Source organism: Acetivibrio saccincola, from assembly GCF_002844395.1.
Lineage (GTDB): Bacteria > Bacillota > Clostridia > Acetivibrionales > Acetivibrionaceae > Herbivorax > Herbivorax saccincola.
In genome coordinates this window covers 2,737,727-2,762,639 of record NZ_CP025197.1, presented here as the reverse complement: position 1 = coordinate 2,762,639, position 24,913 = coordinate 2,737,727, and the positions used below count along the sequence as shown (strand labels likewise).

General features: G+C 35.0%; 18 protein-coding genes and 1 riboswitch. Of the genes, 14 read left to right on the top strand and 4 right to left on the bottom strand.

Translation table 11 applies throughout. The annotated features are described in order from the left end of the window. Positions 1 to 123: 123 nt before the first annotated feature. Positions 124 to 2,568, top strand: coding sequence for an RCC1 domain-containing protein (locus HVS_RS12370; RefSeq protein ID WP_101302826.1), 2,445 nt, complete (start codon positions 124 to 126; stop codon positions 2,566 to 2,568). Between the two features lie 84 nt (positions 2,569 to 2,652). Here HVS_RS12370 and pflB read toward each other — a convergent pair whose 3' ends face one another. Together pflB and HVS_RS12360 are read right to left on the bottom strand one after the other, a co-directional pair. Next, positions 2,653 to 4,887 carry a formate C-acetyltransferase gene (pflB, locus tag HVS_RS12365; protein WP_101302824.1) on the bottom strand — a complete coding sequence of 745 codons (2,235 nt, stop codon included), beginning with the start codon at positions 4,885 to 4,887 and terminating at the stop codon, positions 2,653 to 2,655. 65 nt (positions 4,888 to 4,952) lie between these two features. Continuing rightward, a riboswitch (ZMP/ZTP riboswitch) is annotated at positions 4,953 to 5,034 on the bottom strand. A gap of 67 nt (positions 5,035 to 5,101) precedes the next feature. Next, positions 5,102 to 6,343: a 6-phosphofructokinase gene (locus HVS_RS12360; protein WP_101302822.1), complete on the bottom strand. Its 1,242-nt coding sequence runs from the start codon at positions 6,341 to 6,343 to the stop codon at positions 5,102 to 5,104. Positions 6,344 to 6,713: 370 nt separating this feature from the next. Here HVS_RS12360 and fba point away from each other — a divergent pair, with 370 nt between their 5' ends. The 8 genes from fba (at position 6,714) to HVS_RS12320 (ending at position 16,166) form a co-directional block, all read left to right on the top strand. Next, the gene (gene fba / locus HVS_RS12355) at positions 6,714 to 7,643 is read left to right on the top strand and encodes a class II fructose-1,6-bisphosphate aldolase (RefSeq protein WP_101302820.1); all 930 of its coding nucleotides are present in this window, start codon (positions 6,714 to 6,716) and stop codon (positions 7,641 to 7,643) included. 210 nt (positions 7,644 to 7,853) lie between these two features. Next, a complete protein-coding gene (locus HVS_RS12350; RefSeq protein WP_101302818.1) occupies positions 7,854 to 9,203 on the top strand; it encodes a peptidylprolyl isomerase in 1,350 nt (449 codons plus the stop codon). Between the two features lie 186 nt (positions 9,204 to 9,389). Continuing rightward, complete coding sequence (locus HVS_RS12345; protein ID WP_101302816.1) at positions 9,390 to 10,382, top strand: acyl-CoA dehydratase activase-related protein; 993 nt, start codon at positions 9,390 to 9,392, stop codon at positions 10,380 to 10,382. Beyond that, positions 10,354 to 11,469, top strand: a complete 1,116-nt coding sequence (locus HVS_RS12340; RefSeq protein ID WP_101302814.1) for a CoA protein activase — start codon at positions 10,354 to 10,356, stop codon at positions 11,467 to 11,469. The genes HVS_RS12345 and HVS_RS12340 overlap by 29 nt, the downstream gene beginning before the upstream one ends. Continuing rightward, the gene (locus tag HVS_RS12335) at positions 11,444 to 12,427 is read left to right on the top strand and encodes an acyl-CoA dehydratase activase (protein ID WP_101304274.1); all 984 of its coding nucleotides are present in this window, start codon (positions 11,444 to 11,446) and stop codon (positions 12,425 to 12,427) included. Before HVS_RS12340 ends, HVS_RS12335 begins: the two co-directional genes overlap by 26 nt. A gap of 447 nt (positions 12,428 to 12,874) precedes the next feature. Next, positions 12,875 to 14,257 (top strand): ABC transporter substrate-binding protein, encoded by a 1,383-nt coding sequence (locus HVS_RS12330; RefSeq protein WP_101302812.1) that lies wholly within the window; start codon positions 12,875 to 12,877, stop codon positions 14,255 to 14,257. A gap of 99 nt (positions 14,258 to 14,356) precedes the next feature. Next, complete coding sequence (locus HVS_RS12325; protein WP_101302810.1) at positions 14,357 to 15,271, top strand: carbohydrate ABC transporter permease; 915 nt, start codon at positions 14,357 to 14,359, stop codon at positions 15,269 to 15,271. A gap of 16 nt (positions 15,272 to 15,287) precedes the next feature. Then, entirely contained in the window at positions 15,288 to 16,166 is an 879-nt protein-coding gene (locus HVS_RS12320; RefSeq protein ID WP_101302808.1) for a carbohydrate ABC transporter permease, read from the top strand. A gap of 210 nt (positions 16,167 to 16,376) precedes the next feature. On the opposite strand, the gene glgP is transcribed toward HVS_RS12320, so the two are convergent. Together glgP and HVS_RS12310 are read right to left on the bottom strand one after the other, a co-directional pair. Further along, a complete protein-coding gene (gene glgP / locus HVS_RS12315; RefSeq protein ID WP_101302806.1) occupies positions 16,377 to 18,944 on the bottom strand; it encodes an alpha-glucan family phosphorylase in 2,568 nt (855 codons plus the stop codon). Positions 18,945 to 19,217: 273 nt separating this feature from the next. Further along, positions 19,218 to 19,745, bottom strand: a complete 528-nt coding sequence (locus HVS_RS12310) for a DUF3267 domain-containing protein (RefSeq protein ID WP_159063454.1) — start codon at positions 19,743 to 19,745, stop codon at positions 19,218 to 19,220. A 238-nt stretch (positions 19,746 to 19,983) separates the two neighbouring features. On the opposite strand from HVS_RS12310, the gene HVS_RS17765 reads away from it, so the two are divergent. The 5 genes from HVS_RS17765 to HVS_RS12285 all read left to right on the top strand — a co-directional run bounded on the left by HVS_RS17765 (position 19,984) and on the right by HVS_RS12285 (position 24,889). Then, positions 19,984 to 20,385, top strand: a complete 402-nt coding sequence (locus HVS_RS17765; protein ID WP_101302802.1) for a putative ABC transporter permease — start codon at positions 19,984 to 19,986, stop codon at positions 20,383 to 20,385. 291 nt (positions 20,386 to 20,676) lie between these two features. After that, complete coding sequence (locus HVS_RS12300) at positions 20,677 to 21,621, top strand: hypothetical protein (protein ID WP_101302800.1); 945 nt, start codon at positions 20,677 to 20,679, stop codon at positions 21,619 to 21,621. A gap of 128 nt (positions 21,622 to 21,749) precedes the next feature. Continuing rightward, on the top strand, positions 21,750 to 23,117 hold the full coding sequence (locus tag HVS_RS12295) for a TrpB-like pyridoxal phosphate-dependent enzyme (protein ID WP_101302798.1): 1,368 nt from the start codon (positions 21,750 to 21,752) through the stop codon (positions 23,115 to 23,117). A 177-nt stretch (positions 23,118 to 23,294) separates the two neighbouring features. Next, positions 23,295 to 23,729 (top strand): hypothetical protein, encoded by a 435-nt coding sequence (locus tag HVS_RS12290; protein WP_101302796.1) that lies wholly within the window; start codon positions 23,295 to 23,297, stop codon positions 23,727 to 23,729. Positions 23,730 to 23,845: 116 nt separating this feature from the next. Then, entirely contained in the window at positions 23,846 to 24,889 is a 1,044-nt protein-coding gene (locus HVS_RS12285; RefSeq protein ID WP_101302794.1) for a DUF5050 domain-containing protein, read from the top strand. Positions 24,890 to 24,913: the final 24 nt, after the last annotated feature.

The following is a 24,913-nucleotide window of genomic DNA, read 5'->3' as shown; positions in this document are numbered from 1 at the left end:
TATTGAAGTTATGCCGTAATTATATTAACATTAAATTAAGAAGAATTTTCTACTTTTTTAAGTTGCTTTTTATTTAGGTATAGTCAAAAATTATAATTTTAACTGTAATTTAAGGGGGAAAATATGTTTAAAAAAATTTCAACGGTACTTATTTTTATGTTTTTATTCACATCTTTTATGTTTAACACTGTATTAGGTGAAGATTCAGATGAAGCGGCTGTAGAGGGTTTTATATTAACAATCCCGTCAGGCAAAATCGGGGATATTGACGGGGATAAAGAGGTAAATTCTATAGATGCTGCAATTTTAAAAAGGTATATAATAGAAGCCATTTCAAAACTTCCTGCAGAGGATGAAATGTGGGTGGCTGATGTAAATGGGGATGAGGAGATTAACTCAATAGACTATGCCCTTATATCCCAGTATATTCTCCACTATACAGACCAGTTTCCAAAGGAAGAAAGAAATGATTATATACAGGTTGAGTGCGGTATATCACACACAGTAGCATTGAAATATGACGGAACGGTGTGGGTTTGGGGAGACAACACCAACAGAAAATTAGGTATAGAAGAAGGAGCAAATATTACCAAACCTTTCAACATCAAAGAACTTCAAGATATAGTTTTGGTGTCAACAGGGGACGAACATTCCCTGGCACTTAAAAAAGACGGTTCTGTGTGGGCATGGGGAAGAAATGTTGATAACCAGCTGGGGGACGGGACAAATATAACAAGAAGGGTTCCTGTAAAGGTTGAACTGGAAAAGATAGTGGGTATAGCTGCCGGCGGAAATTTTTCCGTTGCACTGAAAAATGACGGAACGGTGTGGACATGGGGCGGCAACAGAAGGGGGCAGCTTGGAGACGGTACAACTTCCCAAAAAGCTTTTCCTGTAAAAGTAGAAGGCTTAAGCGGGGTAAAGAAAATAGCAGCAGGATACGACCATGTACTTGCTTTAAAAGAGGACGGAACGGTATGGGCATGGGGTTCAGGGGCTTTTGGACAGCTGGGAAACGGTTCTGAAGACTTAAGTACTGTTCCTGTAAAAGTAAATAATCTTACAAAAGTAAAGGATATATATGCAGGAAAGAATGTATCTTTGGCTTTAAAAGAGGACGGGACTTTGTGGCTTTGGGGAAATAATGACTCAGGCATGATGGGGGATAATTCTAAGGACTTTTATAATACTCCCAAAAAATATGAACATATAGAAAACATCAAAAAGGCTAATATATCTCAATCTTACATAGCTGTTTTAAAAAATGACGGAACGGTTTGGACATGGGGATATAGTGAAAAGGGTGCTCTTGGAAACGGAAGTACCGAAATTAGCAGTTTGCCAGGCAAAGTTGAGGATTTGTCTTCAGTAAGGGCTTTATCTGCAGGTGAAAACCATATGGCTGTAATAAAATCCGATGGCTCCCTGTGGTGCTGGGGGGATAATAAATATGGTCAAATGGGTAATGGCACGGGGAATTTTGTAAATGTACCTGTGAATGTACCTGATATTTCTAAAATTACAAAAGTAGTGACAGGGCTAAGGCATGTAGTGGCACTGGATGAAGACGGAAATTTATGGGGATGGGGAGACAGTTCAAGTCTTCAGTTAATAGACAGCATTGACTCTAATATAGTGGATTTTCCTCACAAAATAGAGAGGGAATCATTGGTAGCTGACATTGTTGCAGGACCAGGGCGTACAGGCGTAATCAGGCAGGATGGGACTGTTATGCTTTATGCAACTAAAGGTTTTTCAGATAATCAGATAAAACCTTTGGAAATTGAGTTTTTTAAAGACTATAAAAAGATAGGAATAGGAGATAAACATATAGTTGGAATAGCTGACAATCAAAAAGTATATTCTTCCGGGGACAGCTATTGGGGGCAATTAGGAAACGGATCTCAAAACCACCACAACAATTTTGGGGACAATTTCAACACCAGTGTGGAAGTAAGCTATTTAGAAGGTATAATAGACATATCCACAGGTAAAGACCATACAATAGCCCTAAAGGAAGACGGGACGGTTTGGGGCTGGGGGGTGAATTTAAACGGCGAGCTGGGCAATGGGTTAACATCTCATATTAGCTTAGTTCCAACCCAGGTGCTTGAGGTGGAGGATATTGTTGCAATATCTTCCGGCATGTATCATGTATTGGCTTTGAAAAAGGACGGTACAGTGTGGGCTTGGGGAAGAAACAGTTCAGGTCAGCTTGGAAACGGAACAACGGCATCCAGTGTGCGTACCCCCGTTCAGGTAAAAGGTCTTGACAATGTAGTTGCCATAATGGCGGGAAAAAGCCATTCCATGGCCATAAAAGCAGACGGTTCAGTTTGGGTATGGGGGGATAACACTTTTGGCCAATTAGGGGACGGCACAAATGAAAACAAGCTTCTTCCTGTGGAAAATGAAAAATTAAAAGGTGCAAAGCTAATATCGGGAAAAGGCGATTTTACAATAGTTTTAAAAGAAGACGGAAGGCTTCTTAGCATGGGCGACAACAGCTTTTCCAATTTAGGAATAGGAAGAACGGATATAGTAACCCGGCCGGTAAAGGTTTATTAATTGGAGGTTGGAAGTGGGAGGTGAGAGGCTGGATTTTCCACCTATCACTTCTTGCTTCCCACCTCTAACATCTAACCTCTAATTTCACATCGCTCTGTGGAAAGTCCTTGCTATTACTTCAGACTGCTGCTTTGGAGTAAGTTTAATAAAGTTAACTGCATATCCTGAAACCCTTATGGTCAGCTGCGGATAATTTTCAGGTTCCTTCATTGCCCTTTCAAGGACAGCCTTTTCAAGAACGTTAATATTAATATGGTGTCCCCTTTGGGCAAAATATCCGTCTAATATTGCAGCCAGATTTTTAATTCTGGAGTCAGTATCTTTTCCCAAAGAGCCGGGTACAAGGGTGGTTGTGAGGGATATCCCGTCTTTGCAGTATTCATAAGGAATTTTTGCCACAGAATTCAAAGCTGCCAAAGCACCTAGTTTATCTCTTCCGTGCATTGGATTTGCACCTGGTGCAAAAGGCTCACCTTTTTTCCTTCCGTCAGGGGTGGCGCCTGTTTTCTCACCATAAACAACATTTGAGGTAATGGTGAGGATTGAAAGGGTGTGTTTTGAATTTCTGTAAGTGGGGCATTTTTTTAATTCAGTATAAAAATCCCGCACTACAGAAACTGCAATGTTGTCTACCCTGTCATCATCATTTCCGAATTGAGGGTAGTCACCTTTTATCTCAAAATCCGTTATAAGACCTTTTTCATCCCTAATGGCTTTAACATAAGTGTATTTAATGGCACTTAAAGAGTCAACGAGAACAGAAAGACCTCCCAGACCAAAAGCCATAAATCTCTGGACTTCTGTATCGTGAAGTGCCATCATAAGCCGTTCATATGCGTATTTGTCATGCATATAGTGAATAATGTTCATAGTATTTACATATAATTTAGCAAGCCATTTTTGCATATGCCTAAACCTGTTCATAACTTTGTTGTAGTCTAAATATTCATCAGGGTAAGGTTCCATTTCAGGGGCAACCTGCTCACCTGTTATTTCGTCCCTTCCGCCGTTTAAAGCCAAAAGAAGAAGCTTAGGAAGATTGCAGCGAGCTCCGAAAAACTGCATGTCTTTACCTGTACGCATAGCAGATACACAGCATGAAATGCTGTAGTCATCCCCAAAACCGGTTCTCATAATGTCATCGTTTTCATACTGGATTGAACTGGTTTCCATAGAAACTTTAGCACAGAATTTTTTAAAGTTTTCCGGCAGCCTGTGAGACCAAAGTATCGTAATATTTGGTTCAGGAGCAGGGCCTAAATTAAACAATGTTTGAAGAAAACGAAAAGAAGTTTTAGTAACCATATGCCTTCCGTCTTCACACATCCCAGCTATTGATTCGGTTATCCATACCGGGTCACCTGCGAACAATTCGTTGTATTCAGGGGTTCTAAGGTGTCTTATCATCCTCAGCTTTATAACAAATTGATCAATTAGCTCCTGTGCTTCAGTTTCTGACAAAATCCCTTCTTTTAAGTCCCTTTCAATATATATATCAAAGAAAGTGCTTACTCTGCCTAGTGAGTTTGCAGCTCCATTGGTTTCCTTTAGTGCACCGAGAAATGCAAAATACGTCCACTGAATGGCTTCTAAAGCGTTTTGGGCAGGTCTTCTGATGTCACATCCGTATTCTTTAGCCATTTGGACAAGTTCATTTAAAGCTTTGATTTGCTCAGAAACTTCTTCCCTTAGACGTATTGTTTCTTCTGTCATATCCATATCCAGAAGTCTGTCTAAATCCTCTTGTTTTTTATTAATAAGCTTGGTAACGCCATAAAGGGCAACCCTTCTATAGTCTCCGATAATCCTGCCCCGGCCGTAAGCGTCAGGGAGACCTGTAATCACTCCGCATCTTCTTGCAAGTCTCATTTCTTTTGTATATGCACTAAATACACCTTCATTATGTGTTTTACGGAACTTATTAAAAACTTCATCAATTTCAGGAGATAATTTATATCCGTACCTTTCGCAAGCCTGTTTAGCCATCCTGATACCGCCAAAAGGAATAACAGCCCTTTTTAGGGGACTATCTGTTTGGAGTCCTTTAATTAGTTCATTTTCTTCATCAATATATCCCGGCGGGTGGCTTGTGATACCGGAAACTGTATGGATGTCAACGTTTAGCACTCCGCCTTTTGAATGCTCTTCCTTAAGAAGCTCTTTGCACTTGTCCCATAGTTTTTCTGTTTTAATACTTGGGGAAGCCAGAAAACTTTCATCCCCTTCATAAGGTGTATAATTTTTTACTATAAAATCACGGACATCAATATTTTCCTGCCAGATACCAGGTGTGAAGTTTCTCCATGCCCTTTCAGTCATAATATCCCTCCTTTTCTAAATCCTAAATTTAAAGTTCCCTCTCAAAACAAAAACCACCTGAGCGCTAATAATGCCCAGGCGGTCGGCAACCTTTAAAATCATACTCCCTTGTGGTAAACTCCACTTCCGCCAGTCGTATGATTTTGAACCACATTTAAAATTTATTATATGCATTTTTTTATATTTTACTTAGCAAAACATAAAAAAGTCAATGTTACTTTTTAGCTAAAACTTTTTTCAATTTTGCAAATCTTGGCAGTCCGTCTTCTTTTGGAGGAGCTGATTCTCCTTGAATTAACGGAAGAGCATATTTAATAAAGTCTTCTGTAACCCCGTTTCCTTCTTTGTTTATCCACTCTAATGGGAATTTCTTTTCTGTGTTTGCCACTTCATCTAATTTAACAAGCTTGGTTTTGCATTTGTATTCGCTGCCTTCTTCCCTTTCAAAAGCAACCATGTAGTCGGTTTTTCCTTCAACTGCGTATTTAACAGCCATTTCACCAGCCATATATGCTTCATTTACATCTGTTAGCGAACCAATATGGGAAGCACATCTTTGAAGAAGGCTGAATTCAATTCCGCGTACTTTGGTATTTAGTCTTTGCTTAACGGCATTAGCCAATATAGCAGCCGCACCACCTAGCTGGGCATGTCCGAAGGAGTCTTTTGAAAGCTCTGCTCCCATTTCTGCAATGTAACGTCCTTGTTCATCTTTACAGCCTTCTGAAAAAGCAACTAAAACCTTTCCGGTTCTGTTGTAAACTTCAGCTACTTCATCAAGGAATTTTTCCATACTGAATGGAATTTCAGGAAGATAAATCAAATCAGGACCGTATCCTTTGTATGAAGCTAAAGCAGATGCAGCTGTAAGCCAACCAGCATTTCTTCCCATAATTTCAAATATTGTTACCATACCTGTATCATAAACCCTTGCGTCAAGGTATACTTCCATTATGGATGTTGCAACGTACTTTGCAGCACTTCCGTAGCCAGGACAGTGGTCTGTTGCCCATAAGTCATTGTCAATTGTCTTAGGAACACCCATAACCCTGCATTCGTATCCGGCTTTCTGCATGAATTTGCTTACTTTATTGCAGGTATCCATAGAGTCGTTTCCGCCGTTGTAGAAGAAATACCTGATATTATATTTTTTGAAAACTTCTAAAAGTCTTTTATAATCAGTATCGTCTACATCAGGGTCTGCCAGTTTATATCTTACTGAACCAAGAGCAGATGAAGGAGTGGTTTTTAAAAGATCCAACTCGTACTTATCTTCTTTACTCATGTCATAAAAATTTTCTTCCAAAATACCTCTAATTCCATGGGCAGCACCATATACCTCAGTTATACAGTCTTGTTTTAAAGCTTCTTGTATAACACCTGATGCACTTGCATTGATAACTGATGTAGGTCCACCTGACTGACCAAAGATACATGCACCTTTCAATTTACTCATATTAAAAACCTCCTGAAAAAATTAATATACACATTTTGATATATACATTGTATGTATTTTCTTATTTTTTGCTTTTGCATTACCCATTGTATTATCCAATTTAAATACGACCAAATAAAAATATAACACAATAATGTGCAAATTGCAATTAAGTTTGATAAAAATTTATCAAATTTTTTTTAAAATTAGCTTGATTTTCATCTTGAATCTGATAAAATAAGTATGGTAAAAACTTAACAATGAGAATTTAATGCCTTTATTAGAATATGCATGAATTTTTAGCAAAAACTAATTGAAGCAATTGAACGCCATTTTATATATTTATGTAAACTTTACGTTCAATTAATTTCATATATAAGGAGTTGAAAATATGCCTTTAGTTACAAGTAAAGAAATGTTCAAAAAAGCATATGAAGGTGGATATGCTATAGGAGCTTTTAATGTTAACAACATGGAGATAATACAGGGGATAACGGAGGCTGCAAAAGAAGTTAATGCACCTTTAATTCTCCAGGTTTCAGCAGGGGCAAGAAAGTATGCAAACCACACATATTTAATGAAGCTTATTGAAGCTGCAATTGAAGAAACAGGGCTTCCAATATGCGTACACCTTGACCATGGTGACAGTTTTGAGCTTTGTAAATCATGTATAGATGGTGGATTTACATCTGTTATGATTGACGGCTCACACCTTCCTTTTGAAGAAAACATCAAACTTACAAAACAGGTTGTGGACTATGCCCATGAAAAAGGCGTGGTAGTTGAAGGTGAGTTAGGAAGGTTGGCAGGTATTGAAGATGATGTTAATGTATCAGAGGAAGACGCAGCATTTACAGATCCTGATGAAGTTGAAGAGTTTGTAGAAAGAACAGGGGTTGACTCATTAGCTATTGCTATTGGTACAAGTCACGGTGCTTTTAAATTTAAAGGTGAACCAAAATTAAGATTTGACATTTTAGAAGAGATTCAAAAAAGACTGCCAGGTTTCCCTATAGTTTTACACGGTGCTTCATCAGTAATACCAGAATATGTTGAAATGATTAATAATAATGGCGGTGAAATACCGGGTGCACAGGGTGTTCCTGAAGATATGCTAAGAAAAGCAGCATCAATGGCAGTTTGTAAAATAAACATAGACTCAGACTTAAGACTTGCTATGACAGGTACTATCAGAAAGTACTTTGCTGAAAATCCGTCTCATTTTGACCCGAGACAGTACTTAGGACCGGCAAGAAATGCCATAAAAGAATTGGTTAAACATAAATTAATTAATGTATTAGGATGTGCCGGAAAAGCATAAAATAAGTTTTAAGTTTAAATAGAAACTCTGCAAAAACAGACATGCCAGGTTAGAAAGTTGTTTTTTAACCTGGCTTTTTAATTTATATTAGTACCGGTGTCCCTTTTGTCAATCTAATTGAAAAATTATAGCAGTACCGTTATAATTATTTTATAACACTTTAATTCAAAGGATTTTTTAAAAGCTTATTTATTTTGGAGGTAGTTTTAAATGACCAGGAAAAAAACATTTTTGGCGCTATCCTTTGTGTTGATTATATTAGCAATTGCAGGGGGGATTTTTTTTCTCTCAGATAATAAAGAAGAAAAAGCAGAAGAACCAAAGCCCTTTGGACACGAAGCACTTAAAATAAACGGTACTTTTGTAAGTTCTGATATTTTTATTTCAGAAAGAAATGATTTTTTCCAAAAACACAAAAGAAATCCTGATATGATGCGTAAAACCGACGAAGAAAGAAATGATATGCTTCTTGATCAGATAATTGAAAAGGTAATACTTGATGACTATGCATTTGAGAAATCCGGAATAACAGTGACGGAAGAAGAAATAGATGCATACATATCAAGGTTTATAGATGCAAAATATGAAAATCCTGCAGAGAGAAACCAGTTTATGTTATCCCAGGGCTATCAAAATGAGGAAGAAATGAGGCAGGGCATAAAAGAATATATTACAAAACACCAACTGTTTTATAATGCGGCGCTTAAATACTCTGTACCTGTTGACCAAAAAGAATTTGAAGAAAAATACAATGAACATAAAATGCAAAACAAAAAAGTTGACTACAGGCATATATTTATTTCCAAAGAGGATATAGGAAAAGAAAAAGCGTATGAAAAAGCTAAAGGCATTTATGAAAGCCTTTTAGAAGGAGAAGATTTTGAAGAGCTGGCAAAAAAACATTCTGATGATAAAGAAACAGCAGAAAACGGCGGATTAGTTACCGGGGCAGTTTTTGCCAAAACCCACCCGGAAATAAACAGGCAAATATTCAGTGCAGAAGTTCACCAGTTACTAGAGCCTATAGAGACTTTAAATGGATATGAAATTATATATATTGAAAATATTGTGGAATATTTCAGGACGGAAGAAGAGTATAGGGAAATGTTTATTGTAAATGCATTCCTTAATTCTGAGGAATATAAAGAGTGGATAGAAGAATTAAAGAAGGAATATGAAATTGAAATTTTAGATCCGGAAATGAAAGCCTACAGGCTCTACAGGGAAGAAAATTACCAGGAAGCTGCAATTATGTACGAGGAGTTATACAAGGATTCAGGTAATGACTTTTATATTGTTAGAGCAATGGACAGCTATACTTTGGCTGAAAACTGGACAGGGTTAATACGTGTTAGCGAAGAAGCCCTGAAAAAAGGTCCTAAAAATGTTATGAATTATTTAAACTGTGCAGTAGGTTACTACTACGCAAATAATGAGAAAAAAGCATTGGAACTTTTAAAAAAGGCAGAAAAACTATCAGGGGAAAATCTGTATTGGCAGACTATGGTTAAAGAGACTTATGAACGCCTAGGGCTTACAGAACACATGGAAAATAAGTAATCATACTATTAGGATAAGGTAAAAGCTACATTAAACCTTAAGCCCTGATTTTAGCAAAAACCATTGAAAGAGCTGAAATTTTCGGCTCTTTTTTCTTTTACCTTTAAAACTTAAAAAATGCAAAAGACTCAAAATTAAGTATAAAAAAGATTCCAGAAGTAAATAATAGCTTTTGAGGTGTTGACTATGAACAAAAAAGTGGGAATACCCAGGGCATTATTTTATTATCAATACTATCCTTTATGGAAAGTTTTTTTTGAAGAACTTGGTGCGGAAGTGGTATTGTCTGACAACACAACAAAAAAAATTATGGATGACGGGGTAAAACTAACTGTGGACCAAGCATGTCTTCCTGTGAAATTATTTCATGGACATGTTTTAAATATTAAAGACAAAGTGGATTATTTATTTATACCTAGACTAACAAGTGTATCTAAAAATGAATATATATGTCCTAAATTCGGCGGGCTGCCGGATATGGTGAGGAATACAATAAAGGACATCCCCCAAATAATAGATACAGAAATAAATTTAAGAAAGTCTGATAAAAAAGCCTTAGAAGCTGTTTTGGAAATAGGAAAATTTTTTACCCAGGATGTAAGGCGTATAAAGAATGCATATAAAAAAGCCCTGGAAAACTATTATGAGTTTAGAAATAAAGTAAAAGGAGGAACATTGCCTTGCGATATTTTGGATAAAAAATTCAATGTCATTAGAAAAAACAGCAAACGAAGACTAAATATTGCATTAATAGGGCATGCATATAATATATATGATAAATATAGCAGTATGAATATAATAGATAAACTTAAAAAAAATGATATAGATATAATAACCATTGATATGATTGATGACGGGATTATCAATGAAAATGCTAAACATTTAAATAAACAAATGTTTTGGAATTATGGCAGAAAGGCCATTGGAGGAGCAACCTACTTAATAGAAAGAGGAGATATAGACGGTATAATATGTTTGATGGCTTTTGGCTGTGGCATAGATTCTTTTGTTTGCGACTTAATAGAGAGAAAAATCAGAAAGAATTCTAAAATTCCATTTATAGTGTTAAACATTGATGAACATTCGGGAGAGGCCGGAATGAATACTAGATTAGAAGCCTTTATTGACATGATAAGATGGAGGAATAGAGATGAAAATAACCTTCCCGCATATGGGTAATACATATATTGTTGCAAAATCCCTTTTGGATGATTTAGGAATTGATTATGTGATACCGTCCTTTAACAATAAAAAGGCATTGGAAACAGGCACAAAATATGCCCCTGAAATGGCGTGCCTGCCGCTTAAGATGAATTTAGGAAATTATATAGAGGCTTATAAAAAAGGGGCGGACACAGTATTAATCGTAGGCGGCTGCGGTCCCTGCAGGTTTGGCTATTATTGTGAAATGAGCAGGGAGATTTTGCAGGATAACGGTTACGATATGGATGTTTTGACTTTGGAGCTGCCTAACGGGGATATAAAAGAATTTTTAAGAAGGATAAAAAAGCTTACAGGTGGCTTTAATATATATAAAATTTTAAAAGTTATAAAAAATACAATTATGGTAGCAAAAAAAGTAGATGATTTAGAAAGATTAACATTTAAATTCCGTCCAATAGAAATTAAAAAAGGTTCTGTGGACAAAATATATACCGGATTTCAAAACAAAGTTTTAGAAGCAAAGGGCTCCGGAGAAATTTTAAAATTAATAGAAAAAACAAAAAACCAGATTTTAAGGCTGGAGATAGATAAAAAGATAAATCCTATAAAAATAGGAATAGTAGGAGAGATATATACCACAATAGATTATTTTACCAGTTTTAACATTGAAAAAACATTGGGGAATATGGGTGTGGAAGTTGATAGGGCAATAACGATAAGTGATTGGATAATTGAACATATAGTAAAAAATATTTTGCCAATTAAAAAGGACGATGGTTTTAAAATAGCTGCAAAGCCTTATTTAGGAGCAATGATAGGAGGACACGCACAGGAGACAATAGGAAACACGGTAATATATGCCAATAAAAATTATGACGGGGTAATTCAAATCTATCCCCTCACATGCATGCCGGAAATAGTTGCAGAAAGTATACTTCCGTCTATAGAACGGGATTTAGGCTTCCCAATACTGACCCTTATTATTGATGAACTTACAGGAGAAGCCGGATATATGACTAGAGTGGAAGCTTTTATAGACTTACTTGAAAAGAGAAGGGAGAGAACAGAAGTTGGAAATGAAATTGCTTTATCTGGGAGTTGACGTTGGTTCGGTAAGTACAAATTTCGTATTGATAGATGAAAAAGACCAGGTGGTGGAAAAAATATATCTGAGAACAGGCGGTCAGCCAATTAATGCATTAAGAAAAGGAATTGGGCTGTTATCAGAAAAGCTTGGTGAAGATACAATAATAAAAGGTGTCGGGGCTACCGGAAGCGGAAGACAGTTAGCCGGTGTTATAATAGGGGCGGATATAGTAAAAAATGAAATTACAACCCATGCCGTTGCAGCACAAAAAGTTGTACCGGATGTAAGGACAATTTTAGAAATAGGAGGCCAGGATTCAAAAATAATATTATTGAGAAACGGAATTGTATATGATTTTGCAATGAATACAGTTTGCGCTGCCGGTACCGGGTCTTTTTTAGACAGACAGGCAGCAAGGCTTGAAATATCCATTGATGAATTTGGAGCTTTAGCCCTAAAATCCAAGTCTTCTGTAAGAATTGCAGGAAGATGTGCAGTGTTTGCTGAATCGGATATGATACACAAGCAGCAGACAGGACATAGTGTAGAGGACATTTTAAACGGACTTTGTGAAGCACTGGTGAGAAATTATTTAAACAATCTTGCAAAGGGAAAAGAAATAGAAGAACCCATTGTGTTTCAAGGAGGAGTTGCTGCAAACATTGGAATTGTTTCTGCTTTTGAAAAAACACTTGGCAAAAAAATTATAATTCCTTCATATTATGATGTAATGGGGGCATATGGTGCAGCGTTAATTGCAAAAGATAAAATGAAACAAGGGGTTAAAAATACGAAATTTTATGGGTTTGAAATGATAAAAAACGACTACAAAGCAAAAAGCATTGAATGCAATGACTGCTCAAATCTTTGTGAAATAATAGAGATTACTTCCAACGATGAAGTGTTAGCCAGATGGGGAGATAGATGCGGGAAGTGGTCAAATGTGAAAAAACACGGTGAAGAGGTGGGGTAAAGTTTAAAAAAAGTGACAAAAACACTATATAAATGGCAATATTCGAAATAGATTTACATTTTCATTCATAAATTCATAAATTATTATGTATAATCCCCCGGGAATTCGATTTTTGCTCGGAAAACGGCATTATACAGCGTTTTAGGCACCTTGACATATTTTAAAATTACACGTATAATTTAAGTTATGGATTAATGGGTTATTGACAAAAAAGAAAATAAATAATAAAATACTCTTAGTTTTAGGTTAATTATTTTAAGAAAAAAATAAGATAAGTAAAATAGAAAAATAAAAAAGTATTGTAGCGGCCTTTTAAGAATACATATGTAGTGATGTATGCAGTGGATATTATGGAGGGTATATTAGCAAATGCGTTAAACGTACACACTCTTGATATGTAGTACGTTTAATATAAAAAACAAAAACATTAAACAAGGGGGAACCGAAATGAACAAACAGTATATTAAAAAAGGTGTAGCGGTTGTACTTAGTGTACTTATGACGGCTTCACTTTTGGTTGGTTGTAAAAAAGATACTGATCAACCACAGCCAACAGATCCAGCTGAAACACAACAAAATGGCGGCGAAGAAACTCAAGGCAGCGGTGAAGAAGGGAAGAAAGAATTAAAAGGCACACTTGTATTTGCGCATTTCAATAACGACGAAGCTAGTGTACTTGCAAAAGCATTTGAAGACAAATACCCAGGTGTTACAGTTGAAGTACAGATTACAGACAGAGCTAATGATGCTTATGTTACAGCAGTTACTTCAGACATAAGAGCAGGAAATCCACCTGATGTATTTGCAGCAGAAGCAGCTGACGTTAAAAGACTTGTTAACTATGAGGGCGGGTACGAAGATCTATCAGCAGCTCCTTATAACGCAGAAGAATTAAAATCAAAATTACTTCCTTATACCATTGAAATTGGAAGAAGTGATGACGGTAAGATAAGAGCGTTATCACACCAGGGAACACCTGCAGCTATAGGATACAAGAGAAGTCTTGCAAGAAAACATTTAGGAACAGACGATCCTGCTGAAATAGCAGAAATGTTCTCAAGCAAAGAAAAAATTCTTGAAACGGCTAAAAAATTAGGGGATGCAGGAGTAAATATCTTCCCAACTTGGCAAGAATTAATGAGAATTTATCTAGGTGCACGTGAAAAACCTTGGGTTGTAGATGGTAAACTTACAATTGATGATAAAATATATGAAATGATAGACCTTGTTAAAGAATTGAGAGACAATGGCTATGAAGGAGAAATGAATGCTTGGGATACACAGTGGTATGCGGCAATCGAAGACGAAGAAAACTTTGCATGGGCAATTCCTACTTGGGGATTAAGATGGATAATTATTGCCGGAATGGAAGGCGAAGAAGATAACCCAATGGCAACTGCTGGAGAATGGGGTCTTGCACATGCTCCTACACCATACTACTGGGGTGGAACATGGTATGGTATAGCTCAAGACAGTGAAAATAAAGAACTTGCTTGGGAGTTCATTAAGTTCTTAACACTTGACGAAGAACAGTGTGAAGCACATGCAAGGAAAACCGGAGACTTTACAAGTAACTTAGCAGTAATAGAAAAGCTTTCAAAGGATGAAAGTTTCGTACATGAATTAATCGGTCAGAACCCATATGAATTCTACCTACCATTATTAGATAAAATTAATCCTAATCTTATGACCAGATACGACGGAACAATCGAAGACGCTTTCCAAGAAGCAATGAAATCATACTTAGCAGGCACATTGACTAAAGATGAAATGCTTCAGCAATTTAAAGACAAAGTAAGAAGTGACATTCATGATATAGAAGTTGACTAATTTGAAATTTAAATATTGATTATTTATAAGAGTTCTATTGCCCTATTGCCCAGCTTGGGTAATAGGGCAAAGATTTTTGAGTATAGGAGGGTGTATCTTTTGCTTAAAAGTATTAGGAAAAATGACAAATACGCCCATTGGGGATATATATTTGTATTACCTTTCTGTGTTGTAATGGCTATATTTTTGCTATATCCTATTTTTACTACATTTTATTTAAGCTTTACTGACTGGAATGGTGGAAAAGCAGGTCCAAACTTTGTAGGGTTTGATAATTATGTTAAGCTTTTAAAGGACATTACAACAGGGGGGCTTTTTCTAAAAAGTATTGGTAACACATGGATTATGTGGATAATGAATGTTATACCACAGTTTGTTATAGCATTGGCATTGGCTGTATTGTTAACAAATAAAGACTTTAAAGGGAAAGATGTTTTTAGAGCAATTTTTTATTTACCAAATCTTATAACAATGGCATCGGTAGGTGCATTATTTGTATTCCTTCTACAATACCCTGGAGGCTCAATTAACAACCTTTTAGTATCTGTGGGTATTTTAGAAAAACCCTTTAATTTCTTTCAGAGCGTTTGGGCATCCAGAATTGCAATTTCTACTATTTTGACTTGGATGTGGTTTGGTTATACAATGATTATTTTTATGGCAGGTATAAAAGCTATACCAGAAGAGTACTACGAAGCAGCAAGAGTGGATGGTGCAACTAAATGGAAAGCGTTTTTGAATATAACACTTCCTTTGCTTAAACCTATAATGTTGTATCAGATTGTTACATCTATTATTGGCGGACTTAGTATGTATGACTTGCCTGAAGTTTTAACACAAGGTCAAGGTGGTCCATTGAATTCAACTATGACTATGGTTATGCAGGTTTACAGACATGCATTTGGAAATGATAATTATGGATATTCAGCAGCACTTGCCATCGGATTGTTCTTACACATATTTGTCGTTGTTTTCATTGCAATTAAATTTGTAAAACCACACCAAATTGATTAATTGAAGGGGGGATATTATGAATACAAATTTATCTAGTCGTAGTGGTTCGGTTATTAAAAGGAAGAAACAAGGCTTTAAAATTGACATTGGGAAAATATTGATTTATATAGGTCTATTCATTTTGGCTGTTGCTTGTTTTTTACCATTTTATATAATGATTATTAATGCAACTCATAGTAATGCAAGTATTGCACGAGGTCTTAATCTATTACCGGGAAGCAGAGCATGGGCTAACTATTTAACTATGAGTAAGCGCGTTAATATATGGAGAGGATTTCTAAATAGTATATTAGTTTCAGGAATAGGTACAGCATTGTTAGCTTATTTTGGAACTATGACATCATATGCTTTATCTAAATTTAAATTTCCTGGAAATAAGATGATATTTTGGATTATACTGTGTACTATGATGATACCACCTCAGTTGTCTGTTATTGGTTTTTATAATATAATTATGAAATTAGACTGGATGAATAAATTAAGAGCATTAATTATACCTATGATAGCAAATGCTCAGTTTGTATTTTTTGTTAAACAGTATCTGGATGCAAACTTGCCTAAATCCATACTTGAATCGGCAAGAATAGACGGGGCGTCTGAAATCGGAATATATAATAAAATAGTATTGCCCTTGGCCAGTCCGGCAATTGCGACAATGGGAATGTTTGCTTTCATCTTCCAGTGGAATCAATTATTAATTCCTCAGATTGTTTTAAGAAAAGAATCTGTTAAAACTGTTCCTATTTTAGTTGCAAATGCAAGGGGAATATATAAGTCTGACGTTTCTGCTGCATATATGGCAATTGCCCTTTCGGTTATACCTGTAATGATTGTCTTTGTAATGTTCTCTAAACGTATAATAGGCGGAGTTACAGCAGGGGCAGTTAAAGGATAATTTATGTGAAAATTTTAATAAAGCTATTTTAAGGCTGTTGCGCTAGAAAATTGGTGCAGCAGCCTCTTTTGATGAAAAAATTTTAGCATAATAAAATCCTGACTTTAAGAAACTTATTAAATATTAATAAATATAAAGAGGGCTGTGCAAAGCAGTTAAAACTTCTTTGTACAGCCCGTTTTTTATGAATATTTCATTATAAAATCCTTATTATTGTATTGCCCATCTAATTAAAGGCAAATCAAACTGATTTATTAAATCAGGGTGATTTGGAATTACCCTGAAGGTATAACCATATTCTCCGCCTTCAAAAAGGGTTATATTTGTACTATAACTGTAAGTATTGTCGGATATTTTTTCTTCCAATTGCATATCAACTATATGTGGATTTTCTATTTTATTGCCGTTGGTTACATTTCCATAGCAAATTTGAACTTTAACACTTGATGGTTCAATATTTCCAAGCTTAACTGATGCGTATATAGGTATTGCTTCCCCTGATATAAAGTTTTTGTTGTTTAGCTGGGTTATTTGCTTATCAGGGATAATATCCACCTGAGGCCATTCTCTTGAAATATGCTTTTTCCAGTTGGATAAATCAGTTGCAAGCTTAAAGTTATTTGAAGTCAGTCTATCAACTCTTTCCATTAAAGGAACATAGTACATATTTGTGTAGTCTTGAACCATTCTATGAGTGCTAAATAAACTTGCAGCTGATTTTATCGATTCCTTCATAATTTCAACCCATTTCTCAGGTATACCTTTTTCATTTCTCTCATAGAAGGCAGGAATTATTTGTTTTTCAAGTATCTCATAAATTGATTCACTATCTGCATTATCCTGGTGGTATTCATTGTCGTAGAAGGTTTCATCTCCAATAGCCCAACCATTTTTACCGTTGTATCCTTCACACCACCAGCCGTCTAAAACGCTGAAATTAATAATTCCGTTTATACAAACTTTCTGACCACTTGTTCCACTAGCTTCTAAAGGTCTGCGCGGGTTATTTAGCCACACATCAACTCCCTGTACTAAATTGCGGGCAAGTGTCATATTATAGTTTTCAACTAAAACAACTTTTCCATAGAAGCCTTCTTGTTTTGCAATGTCATTAATATGTTTGATTATCTCATGTGCTGGTGCATCAGCAGGGTGTGCTTTTCCGGCAAATATAATTTGAACAGGTCTTTCAGGGTCATTAAGTATTTTTTGAATCCTTGCCAAATCCCTGAATATTAAGTTTGCCCTCTTATAAGTTGCAAACCTTCTGGCAAATCCGATGGTCAGGGCATTAGAATCCAGGAGAGTATCAACTTCCTTGATTTTTTCTATGGATTCATTATTGGCTATTCTTTGTTCCTTTAGTTTTTCACGTACATATCCAATCATTTTTGTTTTCAGTACACAATGGGATTTCCACAATTCTTCTGCAGGAATATCATCAACTTTATCCCACACACTTTGATCATAAAGTCTTTCATACCAGTCGCTGTCTAAGTATTTATCGTATAAATACTTAATTGTGGGAGACAGCCAGGTAAGAGTATGAATACCATTGGTAATGTGACCAATAGGAATTTCATCTTCAGGAATTCCCGGCCATACATTTTTGAATATGTTACGGGATACAGCCCCGTGAAGTTCACTAACCCCGTTTCTTTGACCTGAAAGATTTAGGGCTAAAACAGTCATATTAAAGTTTTGATGATCCCCAATTTTCAATCCTAAGTCTAAAAACTCATGTCTGCTTATTCCTAAAGAAGGCCAGTAATGGCTGAAATATTTGTCAATCATCTCCAATGGGAAGACGTCGTTTCCGGCAGGTACAGGTGTATGAGTGGTGAATACAACTGATGATGTTACAACTTCCCTGGCCTCATTAAATGGAAGATTTTTCTCCTGCACAAGCTTTCTGATTAGTTCAAGACCTAAGAAAGCTGAATGACCTTCATTCATGTGGTAAACAGTAGGTTTGATTCCTAAGGCATCAAGAACCCTGGAGCCTCCGATGCCAAGGAAAATTTCCTGCTGAATCCTGGTTTCCTGGTCTCCACCATATAATCTTGCAGTGAGTGCTCTGTCACTTTCATTATTGTGTTCATGATCTGTATCCATTAAGTATAGTTTCACCCGACCAATTTGCACATACCATACTTTAGCAAAAACTATACGTCCAGGAAGTTCCACCTCTATGGTAACCTTATTACCATTCTGGTCTAAAACCGGTCTTATAGGCAAATTAGACGTATTCAGGTCGGTAAATATTGTCTCTTGCCACCCGTCTGCATTAATATGCTGGTGAAAGTAACCTTGTTTATAAAAAAGTCCTATTGCAGTAAAAGGTATTCCCAGGTCGCTGGCAGACTTACAGTGGTCTCCTGATAAAACTCCCAGACCGCCTGAGTAAACAGGAAGGACTTCATTTAAACCATATTCAGCAGAAAAGTATGCAACCATGTGATCCTTTTTATCTGGAAAGTTCCTGCTAAACCATGTATCGGTTTCATTCATGTAGGCTTCATACTTTTCGACTACCTTTCTGTACCTACTCATAAAATCCGGATCATTGACTTTTGCTTCTAATTTTTTTTGACTAACCTCTTTGAGAAACCTGACTGGGTTTTTCCCGAGTTTTTCCCAAAGAGCAAGGTCAATTTCCCTGTAGAGGTCTATGGCATCAGAATTCCAAGACCACCACAAGTTATAAGCAATGTCTTTTAGTTTAGATAGTTCTTCGGGGATAACAGCAGTTACAGTAATTTTTCCAAATAGATACATAGGCACCCTCCATTTTAGTTTATGTTATATTATTATCCTGTTTGAGATAATAAATAACATAAATTTTTAAATATATTATATTTTTTAAATAGAACAATAAAACTGTGCTCAAAAACAATGGTTTAAATTAGTAATAACTTTGCCGGTAAAGAAATAAAATTACAATAGAAAAGATTACCTGAATAACTTACTAAATATAATACCACATATTTTTAAAATATGATAGGGGTTTTTCATAAAAAAATAAAACTTTTATATTAAAATGTATTCAAATTAACTTTTTTTGTACATTAAAAAGCCGTGATTTGTGTCTTTTATTTTGCAATCACCACCTTTTGAAAGCATATAAATAAAGAGGATTATGTCACCTATGGAACATGCCATATTAAATATCGTACAAAATGCAAAATAAAAATAAGTTTTTTTAAAAAAATAAGATAAAATTATAAATAAAACTGATAAAAATAATAATGGTGAAAACATTATTACAAACATTTCTTTAGTTCCGTATACATTACCGGAGGTATCTGCAGTGTATATATTAAGATGCTTAAATCCAAATTTAAGCTTAGCCCCAAAAAATTTATATGCAATACCATGTATGAATTCATGTAATATAATTATAATTACAAAAAGACAGAAAATTAAAAGTAAGAAATTGATATTTAAAATATAATTTAAAAAATTTAGATTATATAATTTTAAAAATGCAGATGTTGCCAACACAAAAACCAATAAAGATATTAAATTTATAACAAGTGAATTTGTTTTATTTAATTTAAATTCTCCAATTTTAGTCAATACAACACCCCGTTTGATTAAATTTTTCTAAGTAATTTAATAAATCACAAATTAAATCACAAATTTTATAATTCTCAAAAGTAACCCAATATATTCATAATTTGAAGCTAAACTATATATGTTAAAATATGGGTAAAAACAAGGCGTTTAAAAAATTAGCAATGCAAAATAGAAGTAAAAGCTAATAAAACAATAAATTACAACTATTAAAAAGTTTTATCATGTAAAAAATAAAAGTATGTTAAAAAGATTTATAATTTATGGCGTAATTGGATGGAGTATAGAAATAGTATGGACCGGTTTGCACTCCCTGATTTTTGGGGACATAGTAATGCAAGCCTACACAAATTTATGGATGTTCTTTATATACGGTTGTGCAATCTTTCTAGAACCCTTACATGATATTATGAAAGAGTGGAGGTGGGTATTCAGAGGAGTTTTATGGGTTGTTATAATCTGGGGGATAGAATATACCAGCGGGACAATACTACTTAACCTTTTAGGACGTTATCCCTGGTACTACTCAGGTAAATTTGCCATTGATAATCTGGTAAGGATAGATTATGCACCGGCATGGTTTGTGGCAGGATTGTTTTTTGAGCGAGTTCACAAAACTTTAGACATATATAATATTGCCTGACATAAATATATTTAAGGGAGGGCTTTTCAAAAATCTCTCCCTCCTTTAAAAGTATTAAATATTTGTGTAAATAAAATCTTAACAACTGTAACAAAATGTATTTTTATTAATTTATGAATAAGGGCTTGGTTTTTTTGATAATTTAAGGTATAATTGATAGTAAGTCAAGTATTATTTGAATATAATAATTCACATAGCAATTCTTCAAATTTTTAGATATAACAACTCTTCAAACTTTTCAATGTAGTATCCTTCCAGGGTCATTTTGCTTAATTTAAAAGGGGTGATGTCATGAGTAATAAAAAGGAAGCACTAAGCTCGGTGAATGAGGGTATGAGGAGTTTAGTTGATATCATTTCATCTAAGTTGGCATCAGGGCAAAGTCAAGGAAAAGAGATATTTTCCAGTCTGTCAAAGAATTTAAAAGACAGTATTCATGATACTTCAGAAAAAGCTGCTGATTTTATTAATTCACTAAAGAAGGATAAGATAAGAAGTTTAGAAAAGCTCTTAAATGTTGACAAAAAAGATCTTATGACATCTAATAAGAAAAGCTTTATATACAGTAATGAGTCAGGCAAAATGGTAATTGTGGAAAGGGACATATGGGGTGATCCTTGTACAGTTACTATTAAGGACTCTAATAAAGTTGAATTAAAAATGGTGAAATTTTTTAAAAACCGTCCTTATTTGTTCCCGCCATTTAGCGAGAAGAAAATAAACGGGGACATTATTTTCATGGGCGAAAAAGAAATTTGGTATAGAAATAAGGACGATGTCACTGTTGTTTTATTTGAAGATGAAACCCCTGATTTTTTAAACATTAATCTTAAAGGAGTTCAAAATTTCAAAGAGAAAGATGTTTTAGACTATATTGAAAAGAGGAAGAGACTTTATATTGATGAAAAGCTTAGAAACTTGCTGTTGGATGAAAGACAAATTGACATAAATGATATTTGTAAAATATCCTCCAATCACACTATTTATAAAAATTCCAGCGGCAGTTATACAGTACTTTTATTTGATGAATTTAAGGAATTGTATAAGGAATTTACTCTAAGAAAAGTGCCTGATTTAAGTGATGAGGCAATGACCCTGATTTTCTCAAAGGATATAGCAGAGTACATTTTTTCAAAAGGGTATGAATTTGAGAGTTTTAAACAGTCCGGTAACCATATAGAATACTGGCAGGATATAGGAAGAAACAAAGTTTGTGTTATGAGAGTTAAAATTTAAAAAAAGCTATTAGCTTTTTTTTTGTCTATAATTATTTACATAAAGCCCGTAAATATATCAGTTGAACTTTATATTTTTTTTTAGTAGAATGTATATAAAGTTATATTCGGTGAGGAGAGATGAGAAAGATGAGTAAAAAAGATGTGAGAAAAGTATTTTTAAGCGAGGAAGACATTCCTAAGAGATGGTACAATGTATTAGCAGACATGCCTAACAAACCGGAACCGTATTTCAGTTCAAGGACAAATGAAGTTGCTACTCCGGATGAGCTTCAAGCAATTTTCCCCATGGAATTAATTAAACAGGAAACTTCCGAAGAGAGATGGATAGACATTCCTGACGAAGTAAGGGAGATGTATAAGCAGTGGAGGCCAAGTCCTCTCTATAGGGCTGTGGGTTTAGAAAAACTTCTTGATACACCGGCCAGAATTTATTATAAATATGAAGGGGTAAATGCTACCGGAAGTCATAAGCTTAATACTGCCATACCACAAGCATATTACAATAAGAAGGCCGGCATAAAAAAGCTTACGACTGAAACCGGTGCCGGTCAGTGGGGAAGTGCATTAAGCCTTGCATGTAATCATTTTGGCTTGGAATGTGAAGTATATATGGTTAAAGTCAGCTATGGGCAAAAGCCATATAGACGTTCATTTATGAAGGCATTTGGTGCTAATGTAATACCCAGTCCAAGTAATTTAACTGAGTGTGGAAGGTCTATATTAGAAAAGGATCCGGATTCTACAGGTAGTTTAGGTATAGCAATAAGTGAAGCTGTTGAAGTTGCAGCCACAAATGATGATACCAATTATGCACTAGGCAGTGTTTTAAATCATGTATGTTTGCATCAGACAATTATTGGGCTTGAGGCTAAAAAGCAGCTTGAGGTGCTGGATGAATATCCGGATATTGTTGTTGCTTGCTGTGGTGGAGGAAGCAATTTTGCAGGAATTGGTTTTCCATTTGTAAAGGACAAGTTAGACGGAACCAATATTAGATTAATTGCTGTAGAGCCTACAGCTTGCCCTACACTTACAAAAGGTGTTTTTGCATATGATTATGGGGATACTGCAAAGGTTGGTCCAATTGCAAAGATGTATACATTAGGACATGATTTTGTTCCGGCGGGTATTCATGCAGGAGGACTTAGATATCATGGAGCGTCACCAATTGTAAGCCAGCTTTATCATGATGGAATTATTGAAGCACAAGCTGTTCCACAAAGAGAAGTTTTTGATGCAGCACTTAAATTTGCAAAGACAGAGGGTATAATACCTGCTCCTGAGTCTGCCCATGCCATAAGAGGTGCTATTATTGAGGCGTTAAAGTGTAAGGAGTCAGGTGAGTCAAAAGTTATTCTGTTTAATTTAAGCGGACATGGATATTTTGATATGGCTGCATACGACAATTATTTAAATGAGAAGCTTGTAGATATTGAGTATTCAGATGATTTGATAAAGGAAAGCATGAAGAATCTGCCTGATATTAAAAAGTAAATTGGAATTGGCGAAAAGGACCCGTTCTGGAAACAGGACGGGTTTTTTTAATTTTTGTTGTCAAATAAAAATATAAAATGAAAATTAATTAAATAATGTCAAAAAAGTGTTGACAAAAAACAAATAAATATGTATAATCATATGAAGAAGGTACCTTCAATAACATGAATAACAAAAATGGTTAAAATGTTGAAAAGAGTAAGTGTTTTTGTATTATCATTAGCTCTAGTTTTAACATTTGCAGTAACAGTTGTAAATGCGCAAAACCCTTCCTGGGGAGGAGAGTATTATACATCAGGCGGTGCTAGTGGAGGCGATACCTACGGTGTTTATATGGTAGGTATAGGAGGTTCAAATAGTACATATGATGCACCTTTTGCTTACATTACATCTGCACACAAAGCCGATTTAAAGATTACAGATTTATCCATAATTTACAATGGTCAGGTAGTATCATTTCCAAATCAAATATCTAATGACAGTAATTACAGTAATTATTTAAGATGGGAGAAAGGATACAGACCAAGAACAGTTACTTATATACAATGTAATTTTTCAAATACTTCACACTTATATGGTGTGTGGTATGGTGCAGCACGTTTTCCTTCCTAGAAACTACATGAATGTTGTAGTAAGTATCATAGTTGTATAATATTAATCATACAGGCAGCTTAAATAAGCTGCCTGTATGATTAATATTAAGTTCAAAAAACAAAAGGTGATTTAGCATGACAAAAAAATGTATAATAATGATTTGGAGTATGATTTTTTCTGTTTATTTTTGTGGGTGCTTAATTAATGTTAATGATGATGCTGTATTGAGTGTAGATAGTAGAAATATAAAATTTCAAAAGAGCGACTATGGAAATCAAATTGGAAACAATTCTTCCGTTTCGATGTCCCAGTTGCCGTCTGCAAATGGGTGTATAGTGAGAATGTTTAAAGGAAACTATGTTATAGATTACGACAGTTTAGAAATAAATTATTTATGCGGCAGGTTAGGATGCAGTCACAGTGGACCACCCTGTATCTCCCGTTATTCGATATATAACCTTCAATCTTATGAAAATATGATATTGTGTAAAAATGCCGATTTGTCCTATACCACCATATATAGTATAGAAAATAATGTAATGAAACCGTACATAAACTTGGAGAAAGATTTTGAGTATTTTATAAGGTATAAGGATTACCTTATTGTTGTTAGTACTAATAATATGCTGCGGGTGGACTTAAAAACAAAAGAAGTATTGGAAATTAATCAAAAACCCGGATTAGTTGGCAATATTAACTGCTATAATGATAAAATTTATTTTTGTGAACAGGATTTTTATTTATACGAAATGGAACTTAATGGCAGCAATAAGAGGCTTTTAGCAAAGCAGGCTGTAAAACCGCAGGCTGTAGATTCAGCATTATATTATCTGCAGATAAAAGAAGATAACTGTAATTTAATGCGTATAAATCTTGAAACGGGGGAATCTGAATTGATTTTAGATAATGTAAGTGGGAGTTACAACGTAAGCGGTAGGGATATTTTTTATATAACTGAAGATAGAGATGGCATTCCCAGTCTGTATAAATATAATTTAGACACATCAGAAATAACTTTATTGAAGAAAGATCACCATCGATTAAATCTTTATGTATGTGATAATTCAGAATGGATTTTTGAAGTGGTTGAAACGGATGAAACCGGGACCGGAATAAGTAATCCATATATAAATGCAATTAAAAAAGACGGAACTGAAATTGTAAAAATAGAACCTTGAAATGTCTATAATTTGATGGAGGGT

Coding starts and splice junctions, on each gene's coding strand:
- HVS_RS12360 (WP_101302822.1), bottom strand. CDS start 6,343: ATGAGTAAATTGAAAGGTGCATGTATCTTTGGTCAGTCAGGTGGACCT.
- HVS_RS12285 (WP_101302794.1), top strand. CDS start 23,846: ATGACAAAAAAATGTATAATAATGATTTGGAGTATGATTTTTTCTGTT.
- HVS_RS12350 (WP_101302818.1), top strand. CDS start 7,854: ATGACCAGGAAAAAAACATTTTTGGCGCTATCCTTTGTGTTGATTATA.
- HVS_RS17765 (WP_101302802.1), top strand. CDS start 19,984: ATGTTAAAAAGATTTATAATTTATGGCGTAATTGGATGGAGTATAGAA.
- HVS_RS12340 (WP_101302814.1), top strand. CDS start 10,354: ATGAAAATAACCTTCCCGCATATGGGTAATACATATATTGTTGCAAAA.
- HVS_RS12290 (WP_101302796.1), top strand. CDS start 23,295: ATGGTTAAAATGTTGAAAAGAGTAAGTGTTTTTGTATTATCATTAGCT.
- fba (WP_101302820.1), top strand. CDS start 6,714: ATGCCTTTAGTTACAAGTAAAGAAATGTTCAAAAAAGCATATGAAGGT.
- HVS_RS12345 (WP_101302816.1), top strand. CDS start 9,390: ATGAACAAAAAAGTGGGAATACCCAGGGCATTATTTTATTATCAATAC.
- glgP (WP_101302806.1), bottom strand. CDS start 18,944: ATGTATCTATTTGGAAAAATTACTGTAACTGCTGTTATCCCCGAAGAA.
- HVS_RS12335 (WP_101304274.1), top strand. CDS start 11,444: ATGAAATTGCTTTATCTGGGAGTTGACGTTGGTTCGGTAAGTACAAAT.
- HVS_RS12320 (WP_101302808.1), top strand. CDS start 15,288: ATGAATACAAATTTATCTAGTCGTAGTGGTTCGGTTATTAAAAGGAAG.
- HVS_RS12370 (WP_101302826.1), top strand. CDS start 124: ATGTTTAAAAAAATTTCAACGGTACTTATTTTTATGTTTTTATTCACA.
- HVS_RS12300 (WP_101302800.1), top strand. CDS start 20,677: ATGAGTAATAAAAAGGAAGCACTAAGCTCGGTGAATGAGGGTATGAGG.
- HVS_RS12330 (WP_101302812.1), top strand. CDS start 12,875: ATGAACAAACAGTATATTAAAAAAGGTGTAGCGGTTGTACTTAGTGTA.
- pflB (WP_101302824.1), bottom strand. CDS start 4,887: ATGACTGAAAGGGCATGGAGAAACTTCACACCTGGTATCTGGCAGGAA.
- HVS_RS12295 (WP_101302798.1), top strand. CDS start 21,750: ATGAGTAAAAAAGATGTGAGAAAAGTATTTTTAAGCGAGGAAGACATT.